The sequence below is a fragment of the Escherichia sp. MOD1-EC6300 genome (assembly GCF_002965045.1).
GTDB classification, from domain to species: domain Bacteria; phylum Pseudomonadota; class Gammaproteobacteria; order Enterobacterales; family Enterobacteriaceae; genus Escherichia; species Escherichia coli_F.
Genome location: NZ_PTRH01000023.1, coordinates 1 through 20016, shown reverse-complemented (window position 1 = coordinate 20016; position 20016 = coordinate 1). Strand labels below are relative to the sequence as shown.

The 20016-nt window shown below is 49.4% G+C and carries 15 protein-coding genes and 1 pseudogene; 11 read left to right on the top strand and 5 right to left on the bottom strand.

Translation table 11 applies throughout. The features are described 5' to 3' along the window. Positions 1-103: 103 nt before the first annotated feature. Positions 104-2146 (top strand): oligopeptidase A, encoded by a 2043-nt coding sequence (gene prlC / locus BGE37_RS22715; RefSeq protein ID WP_032185368.1) that lies wholly within the window; start codon positions 104-106, stop codon positions 2144-2146. 7 nt (positions 2147-2153) lie between these two features. Then, positions 2154-2906, top strand: a complete 753-nt coding sequence (rsmJ, locus tag BGE37_RS22710; RefSeq protein ID WP_000686608.1) for a 16S rRNA (guanine(1516)-N(2))-methyltransferase RsmJ — start codon at positions 2154-2156, stop codon at positions 2904-2906. Positions 2907-2954: 48 nt separating this feature from the next. On the opposite strand, the gene dtpB is transcribed toward rsmJ, so the two are convergent. Further along, positions 2955-4424 (bottom strand): dipeptide/tripeptide permease DtpB, encoded by a 1470-nt coding sequence (gene dtpB / locus BGE37_RS22705; protein WP_105288472.1) that lies wholly within the window; start codon positions 4422-4424, stop codon positions 2955-2957. 165 nt (positions 4425-4589) lie between these two features. On the opposite strand from dtpB, the gene BGE37_RS25765 reads away from it, so the two are divergent. Continuing rightward, on the top strand, positions 4590-4643 hold the full coding sequence (locus BGE37_RS25765) for a hypothetical protein (RefSeq protein ID WP_212591402.1): 54 nt from the start codon (positions 4590-4592) through the stop codon (positions 4641-4643). Between the two features lie 98 nt (positions 4644-4741). Here BGE37_RS25765 and uspA read toward each other — a convergent pair whose 3' ends face one another. Continuing rightward, positions 4742-5176, bottom strand: coding sequence for a universal stress protein UspA (gene uspA / locus BGE37_RS22695; protein WP_000323571.1), 435 nt, complete (start codon positions 5174-5176; stop codon positions 4742-4744). Between the two features lie 390 nt (positions 5177-5566). On the opposite strand from uspA, the gene uspB reads away from it, so the two are divergent. Beyond that, entirely contained in the window at positions 5567-5902 is a 336-nt protein-coding gene (uspB, locus tag BGE37_RS22690) for a universal stress protein UspB (protein WP_000626187.1), read from the top strand. 244 nt (positions 5903-6146) lie between these two features. Here the strand turns inward: uspB and pitA are convergent, their stop codons facing one another. Beyond that, on the bottom strand, positions 6147-7646 hold the full coding sequence (gene pitA / locus BGE37_RS22685) for an inorganic phosphate transporter PitA (protein ID WP_000902780.1): 1500 nt from the start codon (positions 7644-7646) through the stop codon (positions 6147-6149). A gap of 231 nt (positions 7647-7877) precedes the next feature. On the opposite strand from pitA, the gene BGE37_RS22680 reads away from it, so the two are divergent. Then, positions 7878-9080, top strand: coding sequence for an NAD(P)/FAD-dependent oxidoreductase (locus BGE37_RS22680; protein WP_000439186.1), 1203 nt, complete (start codon positions 7878-7880; stop codon positions 9078-9080). A 306-nt stretch (positions 9081-9386) separates the two neighbouring features. On the opposite strand, the gene BGE37_RS22675 is transcribed toward BGE37_RS22680, so the two are convergent. Then, a complete protein-coding gene (locus tag BGE37_RS22675) occupies positions 9387-10439 on the bottom strand; it encodes a DUF2776 domain-containing protein (RefSeq protein WP_001028909.1) in 1053 nt (350 codons plus the stop codon). A gap of 381 nt (positions 10440-10820) precedes the next feature. Between BGE37_RS22675 and BGE37_RS22670 the strand changes: the two genes are divergently transcribed. From BGE37_RS22670 to BGE37_RS22650, 6 genes are all read left to right on the top strand, one after another. Next, positions 10821-12428 carry a DUF4049 domain-containing protein gene (locus BGE37_RS22670; RefSeq protein ID WP_105288471.1) on the top strand — a complete coding sequence of 536 codons (1608 nt, stop codon included), beginning with the start codon at positions 10821-10823 and terminating at the stop codon, positions 12426-12428. A gap of 261 nt (positions 12429-12689) precedes the next feature. After that, a complete protein-coding gene (locus tag BGE37_RS22665; protein ID WP_088542103.1) occupies positions 12690-14312 on the top strand; it encodes a DUF4049 domain-containing protein in 1623 nt (540 codons plus the stop codon). A 189-nt stretch (positions 14313-14501) separates the two neighbouring features. Beyond that, positions 14502-14606: a hypothetical protein gene (gene yhiY, locus BGE37_RS25760; protein WP_213054493.1), complete on the top strand. Its 105-nt coding sequence runs from the start codon at positions 14502-14504 to the stop codon at positions 14604-14606. 71 nt (positions 14607-14677) lie between these two features. Beyond that, complete coding sequence (locus BGE37_RS22660; protein WP_105288470.1) at positions 14678-15745, top strand: HlyD family secretion protein; 1068 nt, start codon at positions 14678-14680, stop codon at positions 15743-15745. Beyond that, entirely contained in the window at positions 15742-18477 is a 2736-nt protein-coding gene (rbbA, locus tag BGE37_RS22655) for a ribosome-associated ATPase/putative transporter RbbA (protein WP_032185361.1), read from the top strand. The genes BGE37_RS22660 and rbbA overlap by 4 nt, the downstream gene beginning before the upstream one ends. After that, positions 18477-19601, top strand: coding sequence for an ABC transporter permease (locus BGE37_RS22650; protein WP_024212196.1), 1125 nt, complete (start codon positions 18477-18479; stop codon positions 19599-19601). The genes rbbA and BGE37_RS22650 overlap by 1 nt, the downstream gene beginning before the upstream one ends. A 189-nt stretch (positions 19602-19790) precedes the next feature. On the opposite strand, the pseudogene BGE37_RS22645 reads toward BGE37_RS22650, so the two are convergent. After that, positions 19791-20016, bottom strand: a pseudogene (locus BGE37_RS22645) (ISAs1 family transposase); the annotation flags it as partial.

Here is a 20016-nt window from a genome sequence, read left to right as displayed (position 1 = left end):
TAACGTTTCTCATTGAAATTCACTACACTTAACCCCATGCTACACACATTATGTAAAGCGCCTGTTGAGCGCTTCCTTAACCTCTTTAACCAGGACTGCGCTAATGACGAATCCGTTACTGACTCCCTTTGAATTGCCTCCGTTTTCTAAAATTCTCCCGGAACATGTCGTTCCAGCCGTGACGAAGGCATTGAATGACTGCCGCGAAAATGTGGAGCGCGTAGTAGCGCAAGGGGCACCGTACACCTGGGAAAATCTCTGCCAGCCGCTGGCGGAAGTGGACGATGTGTTGGGGCGTATCTTCTCCCCGGTCAGCCACCTGAACTCGGTGAAAAATAGCCCGGAACTGCGTGAAGCGTACGAACAAACCCTGCCGCTGCTGTCGGAATACAGCACCTGGGTAGGGCAACATGAGGGGCTGTATAAAGCGTACCGCGACCTGCGCGATGGCGATCATTACGCCACGCTGAATACGGCGCAGAAGAAAGCGGTTGATAACGCCCTGCGTGATTTTGAACTCTCTGGCATCGGTCTGCCGAAAGAGAAACAGCAACGCTACGGCGAAATTGCTACCCGTCTTTCCGAGTTGGGCAACCAGTACAGCAACAACGTCCTTGATGCGACAATGGGCTGGACCAAACTCGTTACCGACGAAGCGGAACTGGCGGGTATGCCAGAAAGCGCGCTGGCGGCGGCAAAAGCCCAGGCCGAAGCGAAAGAACTGGAAGGCTACTTGCTGACGCTGGATATCCCAAGCTATTTGCCGGTAATGACCTACTGCGACAACCAGGCCTTGCGTGAAGAGATGTATCGCGCTTACAGCACCCGCGCTTCCGATCAAGGCCCGAACGCCGGTAAGTGGGACAATAGCAAGGTGATGGAAGAGATCCTCGCTCTGCGTCACGAACTGGCGCAACTGCTGGGCTTTGAAAACTACGCCTTTAAATCTCTGGCTACCAAAATGGCGGAGAACCCGCAGCAGGTGCTTGATTTCTTAACCGATCTGGCAAAACGCGCCCGTCCGCAGGGCGAAAAAGAGCTGGCGCAACTGCGCACTTTCGCCAAAGCCGAATTTGACGTCGATGAGTTGCAGCCGTGGGATATCGCATACTACAGCGAAAAACAGAAACAGCACCTCTACAGCATCAGCGACGAACAGCTGCGTCCGTACTTCCCGGAAAACAAAGCGGTTAACGGCTTGTTTGAAGTGGTGAAACGTATTTACGGCATCACCGCTAAAGAGCGTAAAGATGTTGATGTCTGGCATCCGGATGTCCGTTTCTTCGAACTGTATGACGAGAACAACGAACTGCGCGGCAGCTTCTACCTCGACCTGTATGCCCGTGAAAACAAGCGCGGCGGGGCGTGGATGGATGACTGCGTAGGCCAGATGCGTAAAGCCGACGGTTCGCTGCAAAAACCGGTCGCGTACCTGACCTGTAACTTCAACCGCCCGGTGAATGGTAAACCAGCGCTGTTTACGCATGACGAAGTAATCACCCTGTTCCACGAGTTCGGTCATGGTCTGCATCATATGCTGACCCGCATCGAAACCGCCGGTGTGTCTGGTATCAGCGGGGTGCCGTGGGATGCGGTCGAACTGCCGAGCCAGTTTATGGAAAACTGGTGCTGGGAGCCGGAGGCGCTGGCGTTTATCTCCGGTCACTATGAAACCGGCGAACCGCTGCCGAAAGAGTTGCTGGATAAAATGCTGGCGGCGAAGAACTACCAGGCGGCGCTGTTTATTCTGCGCCAGCTGGAGTTCGGCCTGTTCGATTTCCGCCTCCATGCCGAGTTCCGCCCGGATCAGGGAGCGAAAATCCTCGAAACTCTGGCAGAAATCAAGAAACTGGTTGCCGTAGTACCGTCTCCATCCTGGGGCCGTTTCCCGCACGCTTTCAGCCATATTTTCGCCGGTGGTTATGCCGCAGGTTACTACAGCTACCTGTGGGCTGACGTACTGGCGGCAGATGCCTTCTCGCGCTTTGAGGAAGAGGGCATTTTCAACCGTGAAACCGGACAGTCGTTCCTCGACAACATTCTGAGCCGTGGCGGTTCAGAAGAGCCGATGGATCTGTTCAAACGCTTCCGTGGGCGTGAACCGCAACTGGATGCGATGCTGGAGCATTACGGCATTAAGGGCTGATCATTCAGTGAAAATCTGTTTAATTGATGAAACAGGCGCCGGAGACGGCGCCTTATCTGTTCTGGCGGCCCGCTGGGGGCTGGAGCACGATGAAGACAACCTGATGGCGCTGGTGTTAACACCGGAGCATCTGGAACTGCGCAAGCGTGATGAGCCGAAGCTTGGTGGCATCTTTGTTGATTTTGTTGGCGGAGCGATGGCGCACCGTCGCAAATTCGGCGGTGGTCGCGGTGAGGCGGTGGCAAAAGCGGTGGGCATTAAAGGCGATTATTTGCCGGACGTAGTAGACGCTACCGCAGGCTTAGGTCGCGATGCCTTTGTGCTGGCTTCAGTCGGCTGCCGCGTGCGGATGCTGGAGCGTAATCCGGTGGTTGCTGCATTGCTCGACGACGGCCTGGCGCGTGGTTATGCGGATGCGGAAATCGGCGGCTGGTTGCAGGAGCGTTTGCAATTAATTCACGCTTCCAGCCTGACGGCGCTGACTGATATTACCCCGCGCCCGCAGGTGGTCTATCTCGACCCGATGTTCCCGCATAAGCAGAAAAGCGCGCTGGTGAAAAAAGAGATGCGCGTGTTCCAGTCGCTGGTGGGGCCGGATCTCGACGCTGATGGATTGCTGGAGCCTGCACGCTTGCTGGCGACCAAACGCGTGGTGGTAAAGCGCCCGGACTACGCGCCGCCGCTGGCGAATGTCGCCACGCCAAACGCGGTTGTCACCAAAGGGCATCGCTTTGATATTTATGCAGGTACGCCGGTGTGAAAGTAAAGCAGGGTAGTGTTATTGCTACCCTGTGTTCTGCAAGAATAATTAATGGCTTTCCGGCGTCGCAATCATGCGTTTCAGCCACGGCACCATCAGCAGCATCACCACCGCAACGCCCAGCGTAACCAGGCCAATTTTACCAAACACGCTGGTATAGACGGGCAACGTCTCAAGCGGATCGGTAATGTTGTCTGGTACTGCGGTAAATGTTGCCACATAGCCGCCAAGCAAGAACGCGGCAGCTTGCGTCAGGAACCACATCCCGAGAATAAAGCCCATCAAATGCTGCGGCACCAGGGCAGCAATCATCGCCAGGCCAAGGGCACTAATAAACAGTTCACCTAAACTCTGGAATAAGTAAACCAGCACGATAAACCATGGTGATGTCAGCCCTTGTGCATCAGCAAACCACATTCCCGCAGCTGCAGCCGTCAAAAAGCCCAGCGAGCACATAAACATACCGAGAGTAAATTTCATCGGCATCGAGAGGTCTTTGCCTTTGTTACCCAAATGCGTGTAGATACCTGCCAGTATTGGGCTGGCGAGTACCACCCAGAACGGGTTAAGCGCCTGGAAGCTGACCGGGTTGATGGAAAAGCCGAGAATTTCATGATGCACGTTGTTGATGGCAAAGAAGTTCAGCGACGTTGGCATCTGGGCGTAGAGAATGTAAAACACCACCGCTTCGAGCATCAGAACAAAGGCGACAAACATTTTATTACGCCCGGTTTTATCCAGCTTGAATGCCTGACGAAAGAAGATGATGGTGACGACGATGGAGAGAACAATCAGCACTAGATTGGCGACTTCTACGTTGTGCATCAGCCATGCACAGACGAAGATCATCACCACGCTGCCAAGTAACACGTACAACAGTTTGCTGAAGCTCATCGGCTTGAAGTCGGGTTCAGAACCAATGTCTTTCACCATTCCGCGACAGGCGATGTAAACCAATAGCGCGATAATTAATCCCGCACCGCACAGGTTGTAGGTGACTGAATAGCCGAATCTATCAGCGATCACAGGGGCCAACGATAACGCTATCAACGAGCCGATATTGATCGACATATAGAACAGGGTGAATGCGCCATCAAGCCGTGGATCTTTCGGCGGATAGCACTTCGAAAGCAAGCTGGCGGGGTTAGCTTTAAACAGGCCGTTACCGACAGCGATAGTGCCCAGGGCGATGAAAATCAGGTCAGGCTTAAGTAGCGACATCCCGGTCATGAAGTAGCCAATCGCCAGCACAAGCGCTCCAAGAACAATGGTGCGTTTGGTCCCCAGTAGGTGGTCGCCGACATAGCCGCCAATGGAGATGAGGCCATAGACCAGCGCAGCAAACGCACCAAAGGTGACAAAAGCCTGTTCTTGCGAGAATCCAAGCTGTTTAACGAAGAAAACCGCCAGTACGCCCTGCACGCCGTAGTAGCCGAATCGCTCCCATAACTCGACAAAAAAGATCATGAAAAATGGGCGAGGTTGCTGCAGCATCCCCATGGGTGTTGTTGTATTCATATTTATTAACCTTCCAATACCATCCTGAAAAGTATGAACGCGTAAGGGATAACGCGCGAAAAAGTTTACATCTGTCAGAGATTCTTAATATTGATGCGGTGAATAGATTAATACACTATTACAACAGAAAATAACCAGCTGATCACACTAATGATGGAAAATATGATGGTGTTAAATGTTGTATTGGCTGGGGATTTTGATTGCGTACGCAGATCGTAGGCCAGATAAGGCGTATACGCTGCATCAGGTAACAAGGCGCGCCAAAAAGCAAAACGCCCGCATATGCGGGCGTTCAGGCACACGTCGTGGAGGGAAGATTATTCTTCTTCGTCGCGCAGCGGAACAATCAGCATATCAACGTGAACGGTGTTGATCAGCTGACGTGCGGAAGACATTAGTTTGCTCCAGAAGTCCTGGTGGTGACCACAAACCACCAGATCCATATCGTATTTCTTGATTGCATCGACCAGAACCTGGCCCAGATCGCCGCTGCCGCTCAGGGTTTCAGTGATTGGGTAGCCTGCATTAGTGGAAAGCTCGGTCAGCGCATGATGTGTCTCTTCAGAGATGCGTTTCTGCATATCACCCAGATTCACATCAATAAGCCCGGTGTATAGGTCAGAGTAGTTTACATCTACGTGGATCAGAGAAACTTTCGCATTGTAGGGGCGAGCCATAGAGACTGCTTTCTCTACCAGAACTTTGCTTTCCGGGGAGAGATCGACCGCGATGAGAATGTGTTTATAAGCCATAGTGTTACTCCTTCCATAAAGTTGTCGATGACTGGCCAGCTAGCGTTTCTTGTGCCGTTACGTCACCCGCGTCCTGCGAACTACGTGCGCGGGGCTAACCCAGCCGTAAAGATTCAGTGTTAAGACCATCCTTACCTTATAGCGACCCGGATGATCCGTCAATCCGCCTTGCTTACCCGTTAGATAAACAAATTTTCGGCATGAATATATTGATAGTGGTTAACCTTCTGGAAAAAAAACAACCTGATCTCCTACACTATCTATAGAGCCGCTCGGATGTTGGTCACCACAAAAGCGGTTTCTCCAGGACCTGGTGTTAACTGATTGGCAGCGTATCGGGAGCGGTAGCCCCGGGGTGGAACTCCGCGGGCAGGTCGCCGGGGAGGAGGTATGATAAGCACCGTCGCATTATTTTGGGCTTTATGTGTCGTTTGCATTGTTAACATGGCGCGCTATTTCTCATCACTACGCGCGTTGTTAGTGGTACTGCGTAACTGCGATCCATTGCTCTATCAATATGTTGATGGAGGGGGCTTTTTTACCTCACATGGCCAACCCAACAAACAGGTGCGTCTCGTTTGGTATATCTATGCCCAACGTTATCGCGATCATCACGATGATGAGTTTATTCGCCGCTGTGAGCGGGTGCGTCGGCAGTTTATTCTGACCAGCGCATTGTGTGGTCTGGTGGTGGTCAGTCTGATTGCATTGATGATTTGGCATTAAGCACTTCAGAAAAAATAACGCATAAAAAAAGCGGGCCAGCAAACTGACCCGCTCGAGACTGATTACAAACGCAAAATTGCCTGATGCGCTACGCTTATCAGGCCTACATAATCTCTGCAATCTATTGAATTTGCATGTTTTTGTAGGCTGGATAAGGCGTTCACGCCGCATCCGGCATGAACAAAGCGCACTATGTCAACAATCTGAAGCGGGCCAGCTGACCCGCTCGTTTTGGTGCGTGCGATTACAGGAACTGCAAGGAGAGCCAGTAAAGCCCGCCGGAAAGCAGTACCGCAGCCGGAAGGGTAAACACCCAGGCCATCAGAATACTGGTCACGGTTTTACGCTGTAAGCCGCCGCCATCTACCACCATCGTCCCCGCGACAGAAGAGGAGAGTACGTGGGTAGTGGAAACCGGCATCCCGGTATAACTCGCCAGGCCGATAGACACTGCCGCAGTCATCTGGGCAGACATCCCCTGAGCGTAGGTCATGCCTTTCTTACCGATTTTCTCACCGATAGTCGTTGCCACACGACGCCAGCCAATCATCGTACCGATACCTAACGCCAGCGCGACCGCCATGATGATCCACACCGGCGCATACTCGATGGTGCTAAGCATGTCGGACTTCAGTTTCTTCAACAGGCGCTGATCGTCTGCACTCACGCCAGGCATCTTCACCACTTTGTCGATAGTGTCAGAAACGCACAGCATAATGCGGCGCATCTGGCTACGTTGATCAAGCGACAGCTTGTCGTAGCTTTCCACATCGGTAGTCAACATGCCTTTCAGGCGGTTGAGCGCGTTAATGGTATTCGATGGATGGCAATGGAACTCCGCAGGTTGCGTTGCGCCAGCTTCCGGAGCCGGTACTAACTGATCAGCACCGGTAGCCTGTTTCAGCAGCGCAGGGTGCTGCTCAAAGTAAGCTTCCACGTTGTTGATGGCATCACGGGTACGGGTGATTTCGTAGCCAGTGGCATTCATATTCACCACGAAGCCTGCTGGCGCGACGCCAATCAGTACCAACATAACCAGACCAATGCCTTTCTGACCATCATTTGCGCCGTGAGAAAACGCCACACCGATAGCGGAAAGGATCAGCGCGATACGCGTCCAGAACGGCGGCTTTTTCTTGCCGTCTTTCTTTTCACGCTCCGCTGGGGTCAGGTGGATACGGGCGCGTTTCTTGGTGCCGCTCCAGTAGCGACGCAGCAAGAAAATCAGACCGCCAGCAAACACCAGGCCGACAATAGGGGAAACGATCAGAGAACCGAAAATACTTAATACTTTCGGGATATTGAGTGCATCCACCACTGACGTCCCGGTCATCAACGCATTGGTTAAACCAATCCCGATGATCGCGCCAATCAGCGTATGAGAGCTGGATGCAGGTAAACCAAAGTACCAGGTACCCAGGTTCCAGATAATCGCCGCTAATAACATAGAGAACACCATGGCAAGGCCATGAGACGATCCCATATTAAGCAGCAGATCCGTCGGCAGCATATGCACAATGGCATAGGCAACACTCAGACCACCCAGCAAAACACCCAGAAAGTTGAACACCGCCGCCATAACCACGGCGAGCTGAGAACGCATCGCGCGGGTATAGATAACGGTTGCCACGGCGTTGGCTGTGTCATGGAAACCATTGATGGCTTCGTAGAACAGCACAAAAGCCAGTGCAAGCAATAATAACAGCCCGGTATGCAAATCCAGGCCAGCAAACAAATGTAGCATAGGACGTTACGCCATTTTGAGGACATGAACGCGGCGCATTATCAGTGACTTTCGCGGCGCGGGCAAAGTGAAATATAGACTTTTTTTGATTTGCCTCCTGTATAGATTGCACTCAAAAAATAATTATCTTATATAATTCAGGCAAATACTTCCTTTTAGTAATATTGATGCTGGTGCGACCACTGAGGAATCTTTACAATTCACGCCCGTTTTTTCTTAGAGGAGCGCAACGTGGAAAGGTTTGATGCCATTATTATAGGCGCTGGTGCGGCGGGTATGTTCTGTTCTGCGCTGGCAGGTCAGGCAGGACGCCGGGTTCTGCTGATCGATAATGGTAAAAAACCAGGGCGCAAAATCCTCATGTCTGGCGGTGGGCGCTGCAACTTTACCAACCTTTATGTCGAACCGGGCGCTTATCTGAGCCAGAATCCGCATTTTTGTAAGTCTGCACTCGCGCGTTTTACCCAGTGGGATTTCATTGATCTGGTCAATAAACACGGCATTGCCTGGCACGAGAAAACGTTAGGGCAACTCTTCTGCGATGACTCCGCGCAGCAGATTGTCGACATGCTGGTGGATGAGTGCGAGAAGGGCAATGTGACCTTCAGATTGCGAAGCGAAGTGCTGAGTGTGGCGAAGGATGAAACAGGCTTCACGCTTGAACTGAATGGCATGACCGTCGGTTGCGAAAAGCTGGTCATCGCGACCGGTGGACTGTCAATGCCAGGGCTGGGCGCGTCGCCGTTTGGTTATAAGATTGCCGAACAATTTGGCCTCAACGTGCTGCCGACCCGCGCGGGTCTGGTGCCATTCACTCTGCATAAACCGTTGCTCGAAGAGTTACAGGTACTGGCAGGCGTGGCGGTGCCTTCCGTGATTACCGCTGAAAACGGCACCGTTTTCCGTGAGAACTTACTCTTCACCCACCGCGGCTTATCTGGACCGGCGGTGTTGCAGATTTCCAGCTACTGGCAACCGGGGGAATTTGTCAGCATCAATCTGCTACCGGATGTAGACCTCGAAACCTTCCTGAATGAGCAGCGTAACGCACATCCGAATCAGAGCCTGAAAAACACACTGGCGGTTCATCTACCGAAGCGGTTGGTTGAACGCTTACAGCAACTTGGGCAAATCCCGGATGTTTCGCTAAAACAGCTCAACGTGCGTGACCAACAGGCACTGATTAGCACATTGACCGACTGGCGCGTACAACCCAACGGCACTGAAGGCTATCGCACTGCCGAAGTGACGCTCGGCGGCGTGGACACCAACGAACTCTCTTCACGGACGATGGAAGCGCGCAAAGTGCCTGGGCTGTACTTTATCGGCGAAGTGATGGACGTTACCGGCTGGCTGGGGGGCTATAACTTCCAGTGGGCGTGGTCGAGTGCGTGGGCTTGTGCGCAGGATTTGATTGCAGCGAAGTCGTCCTGACCTATTACCTAAAGATGAAAATTATTAGAGCCGCATTAAAAATGAGCTAATTTTGATAGTGGCTATCTTGTGATTATTTTCTAATAAGCCCGTGAACTGAAACCCTCCATGCTTAAAATAAGGTGGGGGAATGGTGATTAAAAATCGACCGAAGTCCAGATCTTTATAAAATATGAACAGGTTGAAAAAAGACAGTAACTTTACTGTTTTTTATACTTAACCATCAATGTTAAGTTATTTCATGATACCTAAGAAAAACCAGCGTTACGCAATTGGTCGACGCTGGTTTTATCCGGTACGTTGCAATTATTTTTTAGCAGAACCTGCTTCTAATATTGAAACGATTGAGAACAACGTAAAGCATACCGCTCCCAAACCGACAAGAACCCGCGAAGGAATAAAATATCCCATGTCGGTCTGCGCCATTTCCGCAAGAAACGATGCCAGGAAAAGGCAAAACAGGCAGGTGAAGACGGGAATCATCGGAATTCTGTTGGCTAACGAACAGGTACGTCTCCAGACCAGTGCCAGTAGCCAGACTTTTGAGAATATGCTGTAACAGATCATTCCAAGGCAAATGAGAATAATGCCGGGAGCCAGCCGAGCGCTTGCATCGGAACTGACTAAGACGTATATGCCCTGCAGCACCGTGATTGAGCCGAGAAAAATAACCCAATAACACCACAGCCAGTGCTCTTTGGATGAGAACGTATTACGTGTTTGATGGACGATTGTGGCTACAAGGCCAATGAGACAGGCACAGATTGCGGTTAACCCAAGCAATACGTGACCGGCGACATAATGTGGGGTTATGTCGGCACTGCGTAACAGCGTTATCGACCAAATGAAACCGAGCAGGGTGAGTAATACGGGAACGGCAATGAGGCAATTACCGATTAATGAAGAATAAGCCTGTACCGGCGTTCCGTCGCTTTTGCTCCCCGATGCATTTTTGGGAATGAGCAGAAAGTGACCGGATGACGCTGCCACTGTCGATACACAGGCGGCAATCATACCAACGCCGAAAATCACATGACCGGCGACAAACTCGTCTGCCATCACATCATTGCCTGCTAACAGTGCCCAACCCCATATCATGGTGATAATTGACCCCGCATAGCCAATAATGGGGAACAGTGTATTGTAAAACGTATTAACGCCGCGCGTGAGCTGCGAAATGATAATAAATGCGGTAGTGAATAATGCCAGGCATATGGCTGCCAGAGAAATCAGCACATGACCCGCGACGAAATACTCGCTTTGCCCTGAACTTTCCAGCACAAAGCCACCTAACGCGATACAAATTAACCCCATAATCAAGGGGATTAATTTGAAAAGCCACCCGATATATATGTTCACTTTAAACTCCTCAGGTATCCCTGCTAATATCGAAATGTGCATTAATGATAATTTCAGCCTGTTAATAAAATGACGAGATATCATTAAAGACAAATGCATAGCATAACTATAGCTGGGTTTACTTTGCCGAGTGCCACTTTTCAGCGTTCAAAAGGCCATGGTAAATAAATATTTATCCTAAGATTAATTCTTATTCTGTAGTTCTTTACAATTATCTTCCAGGGAGGGATTATTTTTCATTATTGGTAAAAGACCGGATAGTCTCGGTGTTTAAAATCAGCGAACATATAATTATTATTGTTTTATATCGTCGTAAATATGTCTTTCAGACATGTATCGTTTATTTTGTAACAAACAATTCAAAAATATCATAGGTTATTTATGAAAGCAATTCATAATCTGATTGGAAACAACTCCTTAAGCCATGAATATAAGCATTCAGATAAAGTTAACAATCATCAACACCATGGCGAGGTTGATAAAAAACATCTTTCAAAGACAGTTGAAGTTAATATACTGGATAAATTTTCGCAAATAGGTAACAATGCAGGCCTGCATATCATCTATTTCCTGCAATATGGTCACTGGAATGTAAATGACTATTTTCATCAGACGGTGAAAACATCGCTTTACAATAGTGAACCTTCTATAGATATCCAAGAATATAATAGTTTCGCCAACATGGATACTGACACGTTTATCTTTACAATTATACCAGACAATAACCATGTGTTAAAATTATCATCTCCCATAACCGTTACGATTGAGCGTAGGGATGGTTATTATTTTATTAATTTCTCCGGAGATAAATCAGACATAATTTATAAAGTTGATGGGCTTTCTATCATATCTGAAAATTTCTTTACTCTTCTTAGCGGTAATTTTAAACCTGACTGGCGTTGGGATGTCTCTACTGAGATGCTCACTAAGGAAAAGTTTGATAACTATGTTAAATCTGTGTTTTCAGAAATAGATTTTTATAAACACTGTGGTGTGATTAACCCACAAAATATGAACACGGCTTATTTTGGCGATACAGATGGAAGAGTAGGCGCTATACTTTATGCATTGCTCGTTTCAGGGCATATAGGCATCCGGGAAGAGGGGTGGAGTTTAATATGTGAATTATTAAATCACGAAAATATGGCTTCATCTGCATACGAAAAGAAAAAAATGGGAGAGCTCTACGCTTTATTAAATGCAAGAGACATGATCTTGAATAAGTTGCATAATCATGTTTTTTTAAAAGGCGATGCGATTACTCCTTGTATTTTCCTTGGAGATCATACAGGCGACAGGTTTAGTACTATTTTTGGAGATCAATATATCCTTACTTTGCTAAATTCTATGCAAAATATGGAGGGTAATAAAGATAGTCGTATAAATAAAAATGTCGTCGTTCTGGCTGGAAATCATGAAATCAATTTTAATGGTAACTATAGTGCACGACTAGCAAATCATAGACTCTCCGCCGGTGATACATATAACTTAATTAAAACGCTTGATGTTTGTAATTATGACCCAGAAAGGAAAGTTTTAACCAGTCATCACGGAATAATAAGAAATGAAGAAAGTAAATGTTATTGTCTCGGTGCTTTGCAGGTTCCATTTAAACAGATGAAAAATCCTACTGATCCTGAGGAATTAGCTAATATATTTAATAAAAAACATAAAGAACATATGGATGATCCTCTATTCCATCTAATCCGAAGCAATATTATGAAACCCACAGATTTATATGCTGATTATTTTAATAACACTACTGATTTCAGACCAGCACGTAAACATATCTTCATATGTGGAGAGAAACTCAAATGTGAAGACCCCAGAAAATACATTAGACAAAAATATGGCCATCATGGGCTCGGGGTAGATCAGAATCAACAATTTGATAATGGTATTATGGGCCTAAATTCCCGGAAGAAAGTACGTGATAAAAATAATGAAATAATTTATTTATCAGGGCTTAGTTGTTTTCAATCTCATTAAAACTCCATGAATACTGTGGTATGTCTTATTAATCCTGAAAGTATTTCATAGGTTTTCTTAATCGATTGTAGAGGTATGTTCTGATAACGCCTCTACAATCTCTAGGGATTTTGTCTACTTTGAGATAAGAAATTTCATATTATGCCTTAAGGCTGAATGATTTGTGCAAAATATAATTGTTTTTCCATCGAACATGAGGTGTATGTCATAAGATTAAATATTAACTACGTATTCCTCGCGGTGAATAGCATGAGGTAAAAAATGAAAATTGGAGCTGTGACCGGTACTCACGACAGTACTATGACAATCCCCGCAAATGACATTATGCAAGATCATGTTACCAACTTCACTAAAGAACTGTTTGGGTATATAGCAAATGGCTTAGGTGATGACATATCAAGTATTGCCAGGACAATGCTCGGTGAAGTTGTGGAAAAAATAGATGACTGGCAAATAGAACGTTTCCAACAATCTTTTCAAGATGACAAGATTTCATTTTCCATACAGACGTATCAATCAGAAAAATATAGTATGCTATCGGGCATGCGTGTGCATATCCTACGCAGGAATAATAGTTATCAGTTTATTGTGACAATTAATGGAAAAAATTACGGTTGCCCTCTTGATAACATAGAAATAAATTGGCGCAGCATTGTTTGTTTTCTTAATGCCATGACAGAAGATGGTAATATGAATGATATTGTAGTTACTGAGTCGTACAAACCCCTCTGGGACTGGAAAACTTCGCAATACAATATATTTGATATTAAATTCGAAACAGTAATAAAGGCCCATTTTTCTAATAGAGTCTATTTCTCAAATTGCTCACCCGTTGATCCCACAAGTACCAGACCGACCTATTTCGGTGATACCGATGGCTCAGTCGGTGCTGTTTTGTATGCGCTTACTGCAACAGGTCATTTGGGTATTATGGCTGAAGGAGAAAATTTCCTTAGTCAGTTGCTTAATATAGAAGATGAAGTTCTCAACGTATTGTTAAAGAATAACTTTAATGAAGAACTAGACACTAATGTCAATACAATTATCAGTATTCTGAACAGAAGAGATATTGTTTTAGAAAGTCTTCAGCCTTATTTGGTTATTAATAAAGGCGCAGTGACGCCATGTACGTTTCTGGGTGACCAAACCGGCGATCGGTTTAGTAATATCTGTGGCGATCAATTTATCATCGATTTGTTAAAACGCATAATGAGTATCAATGAAAATGTTCATGTATTAGCTGGAAATCATGAAACAAATTGCAATGGTAACTATATGCAGAACTTCACGCGCATGAAACCACTTAATGAAGATACCTACGCTGGGATAAAAGATTATCCTGTATGTTTCTATGACCCCAAATATAAAATAATGGCAAATCATCATGGGATAACTTTCGACATACAACGCGAACGTTACATTTTAGGTCCGATAACAGTCTCTAAAGATGAAATGACCAATGTTCTCGATCCGGTCGAATTAGCGGCAATCATTAATAAAAAGCATCATACCATAATTAATGGTAAAAAATTTAAAATTAGCCGGGCCATCTCTTGTCAATCTTTTAATCGTTATTTTTCCATCTCGACAGATTACAGGCCAAAACTTGAAGCACTATTAGCATGCTCACAAATGTTAGGTATAAATCAAGTTGTTGCACATAACGGTAATGGTGGAAGAGAACTCATAGGTGAAATGGGGGCTGTTTTAGGTCTGAACGCCCGTGACAGTAAACATGCCGGAAGAATGTACAGTATGCATAATTGCCAAATTAATCCTGGTGCAGGGCCTGAGGTAACCGCTCCCTGGACGTCTTACCAGCATGAAAAAAACAGAAATGAACTTATGCCTTTGAGTAGAAGGCGCACGCTGTTACAGCTTTGAACCATAGACAACATGAATATTAATGTTACTATCTGGTTGAGACTGTTGATAAAACGTAAAAAGGAATGCTCTGTTTCTGCAACTGAACAGGCGTGAAACGCTATCCAACAGGATGGATACCGTTTTATCAGCCAGTTTTATAGATCACACTTATGAGTATGCGTGTTTCATTTACGGCCAGGAATGCTGATGATGACAACATTACTACCCGTTTTCACTAAGCCTTCCCCATTGGCGCTCAATGCTCTGTGCGCTGGTCGTATTTGCCGTTTCCTTCTTATCCCGGATGGATGAATCCGCTGAACGTCGTTCGGCGGCAGTTGTAACACGTGTCGTTTGCTTACAGGGATTATGGCGGGTCGATTATGGATAAGAGTAAGCGCCATCTGGCGTGGTGGGTTGTCGGGTTACTGGCGGTGGCTGCCGTCGTGGCGTGGTGGCTGTTGCGCCCGGCAGGTGTGCCGGAAGGCTTTGCCGTCAGCAATGGGCGCATTGAAGCGACGGAAGTGGATATCGCCAGCAAAATTGCCGGGCGTATCGATACCATTCTGGTGAAAGAAGGCCAGTTTGTTCGCGAAGGCGAAGTGCTGGCGAAGATGGATACTCGCGTGTTGCAGGAACAGCGACTGGAAGCCATCGCGCAAATCAAAGAGGCACAAAGTGCCGTTGCCGCCGCGCAGGCTTTGCTGGAGCAACGGCAAAGTGAAACTCGTGCCGCGCAGTCACTGGTTAATCAACGCCAGGCCGAACTGGACTCTGTAGCGAAACGTCATACGCGTTCCCGCTCGCTCGCCCAACGTGGGGCTATTTCTGCGCAACAGCTGGACGACGACCGCGCCGCCGCTGAAAGCGCCCGTGCTGCGCTGGAATCGGCAAAAGCCCAGGTTTCGGCTTCTAAAGCGGCTATAGAAGCGGCACGTACCAATATCATTCAGGCGCAAACGCGCGTCGAAGCGGCACAAGCCACTGAGCGGCGCATTGCCGCAGATATCGATGACAGTGAACTGAAAGCCCCGCGTGACGGACGCGTGCAGTATCGGGTTGCCGAGCCTGGCGAAGTGCTGGCAGCAGGCGGTCGGGTGCTAAATATGGTCGATCTCAGCGATGTCTATATGACCTTCTTCCTGCCAACCGAACAGGCGGGCACGCTGAAACTGGGCGGTGAAGCACGGCTGATCCTCGATGCCGCGCCAGATCTGCGTATTCCGGCGACCATCAGTTTTGTCGCCAGCGTCGCCCAGTTCACGCCAAAAACCGTCGAAACCAGCGATGAGCGGCTGAAACTGATGTTCCGCGTCAAAGCGCGTATCCCACCGGAATTACTCCAGCAACATCTGGAATATGTCAAAACCGGTTTGCCGGGCGTGGCGTGGGTGCGGGTGAACGAAGAACTTCCGTGGCCTGACGACCTTGCGGTGAGGTTGCCGCAATGACGCATCTGGAACTGGTTCCCGTCCCGCCTGTCGCGCAACTGGCGGGCGTGAGCCAGCATTATGGAAAAACTGTTGCGCTGAACAATATCACTCTCGACATTCCGGCCCGCTGTATGGTCGGGCTGATTGGCCCGGACGGCGTCGGGAAGTCGAGTTTGTTGTCACTGATTTCCGGTGCCCGCGTCATTGAGCAGGGCAACGTGATCGTGCTGGGCGGCGATATGCGCGACCCGAGGCATCGCCGTGACGTCTGCCCGCGCATTGCCTGGATGCCGCAGGGACTGGGCAAAAACCTCTACCACACCTTGTCGGTGTATGAAAACGTCGATTTTTTCGCCCGCCTGTTCGGTCACGACAAAGCGGAGCGGGAAGTCCGAATTAATGAGCTGCTGACCAGCACCGGGTTAGCACCGTTTCGCGATCGTCCGGCAGGTAAACTCTCCGGCGGGATGAAGCAAAAACTGGGGCTGTGCTGTGCGTTAATCCACGACCCGGAATTGTTGATTCTTGATGAGCCAACAACGGGGGTTGACCCGCTCTCTCGCGCCCAGTTCTGGGATCTGATCGACAGTATTCGCCAGCGGCAGAGCAATATGAGCGTGCTGGTTGCCACCGCCTATATGGAAGAGGCGGAACGCTTCGACTGGCTGGTAGCGATGAATGCCGGAGAAGTACTGGCGACTGGCAGCGCCGAAGAGCTGCGGCAGCAAACGCAAAGCGCCACGCTGGAAGAAGCATTTATAAATCTGTTACCGCAAGCACAACGGCAGGCGCATCAGGCGGTAGTGATCCCACCGTATCAACCTGAAAACGCAGAGATTGCCATCGAAGCGCGCGATCTGACCATGCGTTTTGGTTCCTTCGTTGCCGTTGATCACGTCAATTTCCGCATTCCACGCGGGGAGATTTTTGGCTTCCTTGGTTCGAACGGCTGCGGTAAATCCACCACCATGAAAATGCTTACTGGACTGTTACCCGCCAGCGAAGGTGAGGCGTGGCTGTTCGGGCAACCGGTTGATCCAAAAGATATCGATACTCGCCGTCGGGTAGGCTATATGTCGCAGGCGTTTTCGCTCTATAACGAACTCACCGTGCGGCAAAACCTTGAGTTACATGCCCGTTTATTTCACATCCCGGAAGCGGAAATTCCCGCAAGAGTGGCTGAAATGAGCGAGCGTTTTAAGCTCAACGACGTTGAAGATGTTCTGCCGGAGTCATTGCCGCTCGGCATTCGCCAGCGGCTTTCGCTGGCGGTGGCGGTGATTCATCGCCCGGAGATGTTAATCCTCGATGAGCCTACTTCTGGCGTCGATCCAGTGGCGAGGGATATGTTCTGGCAGTTAATGGTCGATCTTTCGCGCCAGGACAAAGTGACCATTTTCATCTCCACCCACTTTATGAACGAAGCGGAACGCTGCGACCGCATCTCACTAATGCACGCCGGAAAAGTGCTTGCCAGCGGTACACCGCAGGAACTGGTTGAGAAACGCGGAGCCGCCAGTCTGGAAGAGGCATTTATCGCCTATTTGCAGGAAGCGGCAGGGCAGAGCAACGAAGCCGAAGCGCCGCCTGTGGTACATGACACCACCCACGCGCCGCGTCAGGGATTTAGCCTGCGACGTCTGTTTAGCTACAGCCGTCGCGAAGCACTGGAACTGCGCCGCGATCCGGTACGTTCGACGCTGGCGCTGATGGGAACGGTGATCCTGATGCTGATAATGGGTTATGGCATCAGTATGGATGTGGAAAATCTGCGCTTTGCGGTGCTCGACCGCGACCAGACCGTCAGTAGCCAGGCGTGGACGCTCAATCTCTCCGGTTCCCGTTACTTTATCGAGCAGCCGCCGCTCACCAGTTATGACGAGCTTGATCGTCGGATGCGTGCGGGCGATATCACGGTGGCGATTGAGATTCCACCCAATTTCGGGCGCGATATCGCGCGTGGTACGCCTGTGGAACTCGGTGTCTGGATCGACGGTGCGATGCCCAGTCGTGCCGAAACGGTAAAAGGTTACGTGCAGGCCATGCACCAGAGCTGGCTACAGGATGTGGCGAGTCGGCAATCCACGCCCGCGAGCCAAAGCGGGCTGATGAATATTGAGACACGCTATCGCTATAACCCGGACGTAAAAAGCCTGCCAGCGATTGTTCCGGCGGTGATCCCGCTTCTGCTGATGATGATTCCGTCAATGCTAAGCGCCCTTAGCGTGGTGCGGGAAAAAGAGTTGGGGTCGATTATCAACCTTTACGTGACTCCCACCACCCGTAGCGAATTTTTGCTTGGCAAACAGCTACCGTACATCGCGCTGGGGATGCTGAACTTTTTCCTGCTCTGCGGCCTGTCGGTGTTTGTGTTTGGCGTGCCGCATAAAGGCAGTTTCCTGACGCTCACTCTGGCGGCGTTGCTGTATATCATCATCGCCACCGGAATGGGGCTGCTGATCTCCACCTTTATGAAAAGCCAGATTGCCGCCATTTTCGGTACGGCGATTATCACGTTGATCCCGGCGACGCAGTTTTCCGGGATGATCGATCCGGTAGCTTCGCTGGAAGGTCCAGGACGTTGGATCGGCGAGGTTTACCCTACCAGTCATTTTCTGACTATCGCCCGCGGGACGTTCTCGAAGGCGCTGGATCTGACGGATTTATGGCAACTTTTTATCCCGTTGCTGATAGCCATTCCACTGGTGATGGGCTTAAGCATCCTGCTGCTGAAAAAACAGGAGGGATGATGCGCCATTTACGCAATATTTTTAATCTGGGTATCAAAGAGTTGCGCAGTCTGCTTGGTGATAAAGCGATGCTGACGCTGATTATTTTCTCGTTTACGGTGTCGGTGTATTCGTCAGCGACCGTCACGCCAGGATCGTTGAATCTGGCACCGATCGCTATTGCCGATATGGATCAATCGCAGTTATCGAACCGGATCGTTAACAGCTTCTACCGCCCGTGGTTTTTGCCCCCGGAGATGATCACCGCCGATGAGATGGATGCTGGGCTGGACGCCGGGCGCTATACCTTCGCGATAAATATTCCGCCTAATTTTCAGCGTGATGTCCTCGCAGGACGCCAGCCGGATATTCAGGTGAACGTCGATGCCACGCGCATGAGCCAGGCATTCACTGGCAACGGTTATATCCAGAATATTATCAACGGTGAAGTGAACAGCTTTGTCGCGCGCTACCGTGATAACAGCGAACCGTTGGTATCGCTGGAAACCCGCATGCGCTTTAATCCGAACCTCGATCCCGCGTGGTTTGGCGGGGTGATGGCGATCATCAACAACATTACCATGCTGGCGATTGTGTTGACCGGATCGGCGCTGATCCGCGAGCGTGAACACGGCACGGTGGAACACTTACTGGTGATGCCGATAACGCCGTTTGAGATCATGATGGCGAAGGTCTGGTCGATGGGGCTGGTGGTGCTGGTGGTGTCGGGATTATCGCTGGTGCTGATGGTGAAAGGTGTACTGGGCGTACCGATTGAAGGCTCGATCCCGTTGTTTATGCTGGGCGTGGCGCTCAGTCTGTTTGCCACCACGTCAATCGGCATTTTTATGGGGACGATAGCGCGTTCAATGCCGCAACTGGGGCTGCTGGTGATTCTGGTGCTGCTGCCGTTGCAAATGCTTTCCGGTGGCTCCACGCCGCGCGAAAGTATGCCGCAGATGGTGCAGGACATTATGCTGACCATGCCGACGACACACTTTGTCAGCCTCGCGCAGGCCATCCTCTACCGGGGTGCCGGATTCGAAATCGTCTGGCCGCAGTTCCTGACGTTGATGGCAATTGGCGGCGCGTTTTTCACCATCGCGCTGCTGCGATTCAGGAAGACGATTGGGACAATGGCGTAATTACAGTGCCCGATGCGTAAGCTTATAGGGTCTACGCATTGGTGCAATTTATTGAAATTTAGTGGTTTTTTAGGCAGGATAAAGCGTTTATGGACTGCCCCCCAAAACCTGGACAGTTTCAGTTAACCGGCTTTTTGATACTCAGTCCGGTATTCAGGGCAAGATTACGAAAGCCCGCTCCCCGCAAGGACTGACGCGAGAAATGACATGAATCGCTCCCCTGCGGCGACTCTTGTCATAAGAGTGCCGGAGCGTTTTTCCATCAATTACAATGACGTCTTTATCATCTGAAGAATGGCAGTCACGCATCCAGTTAATAAAGCACTCGTGAAATTTTTCAGGACTGATACAGGATACAACTCTGGCAATGGTATCGTGAACAGGAATACCATTTTCAAAATCACCATATTGCTTC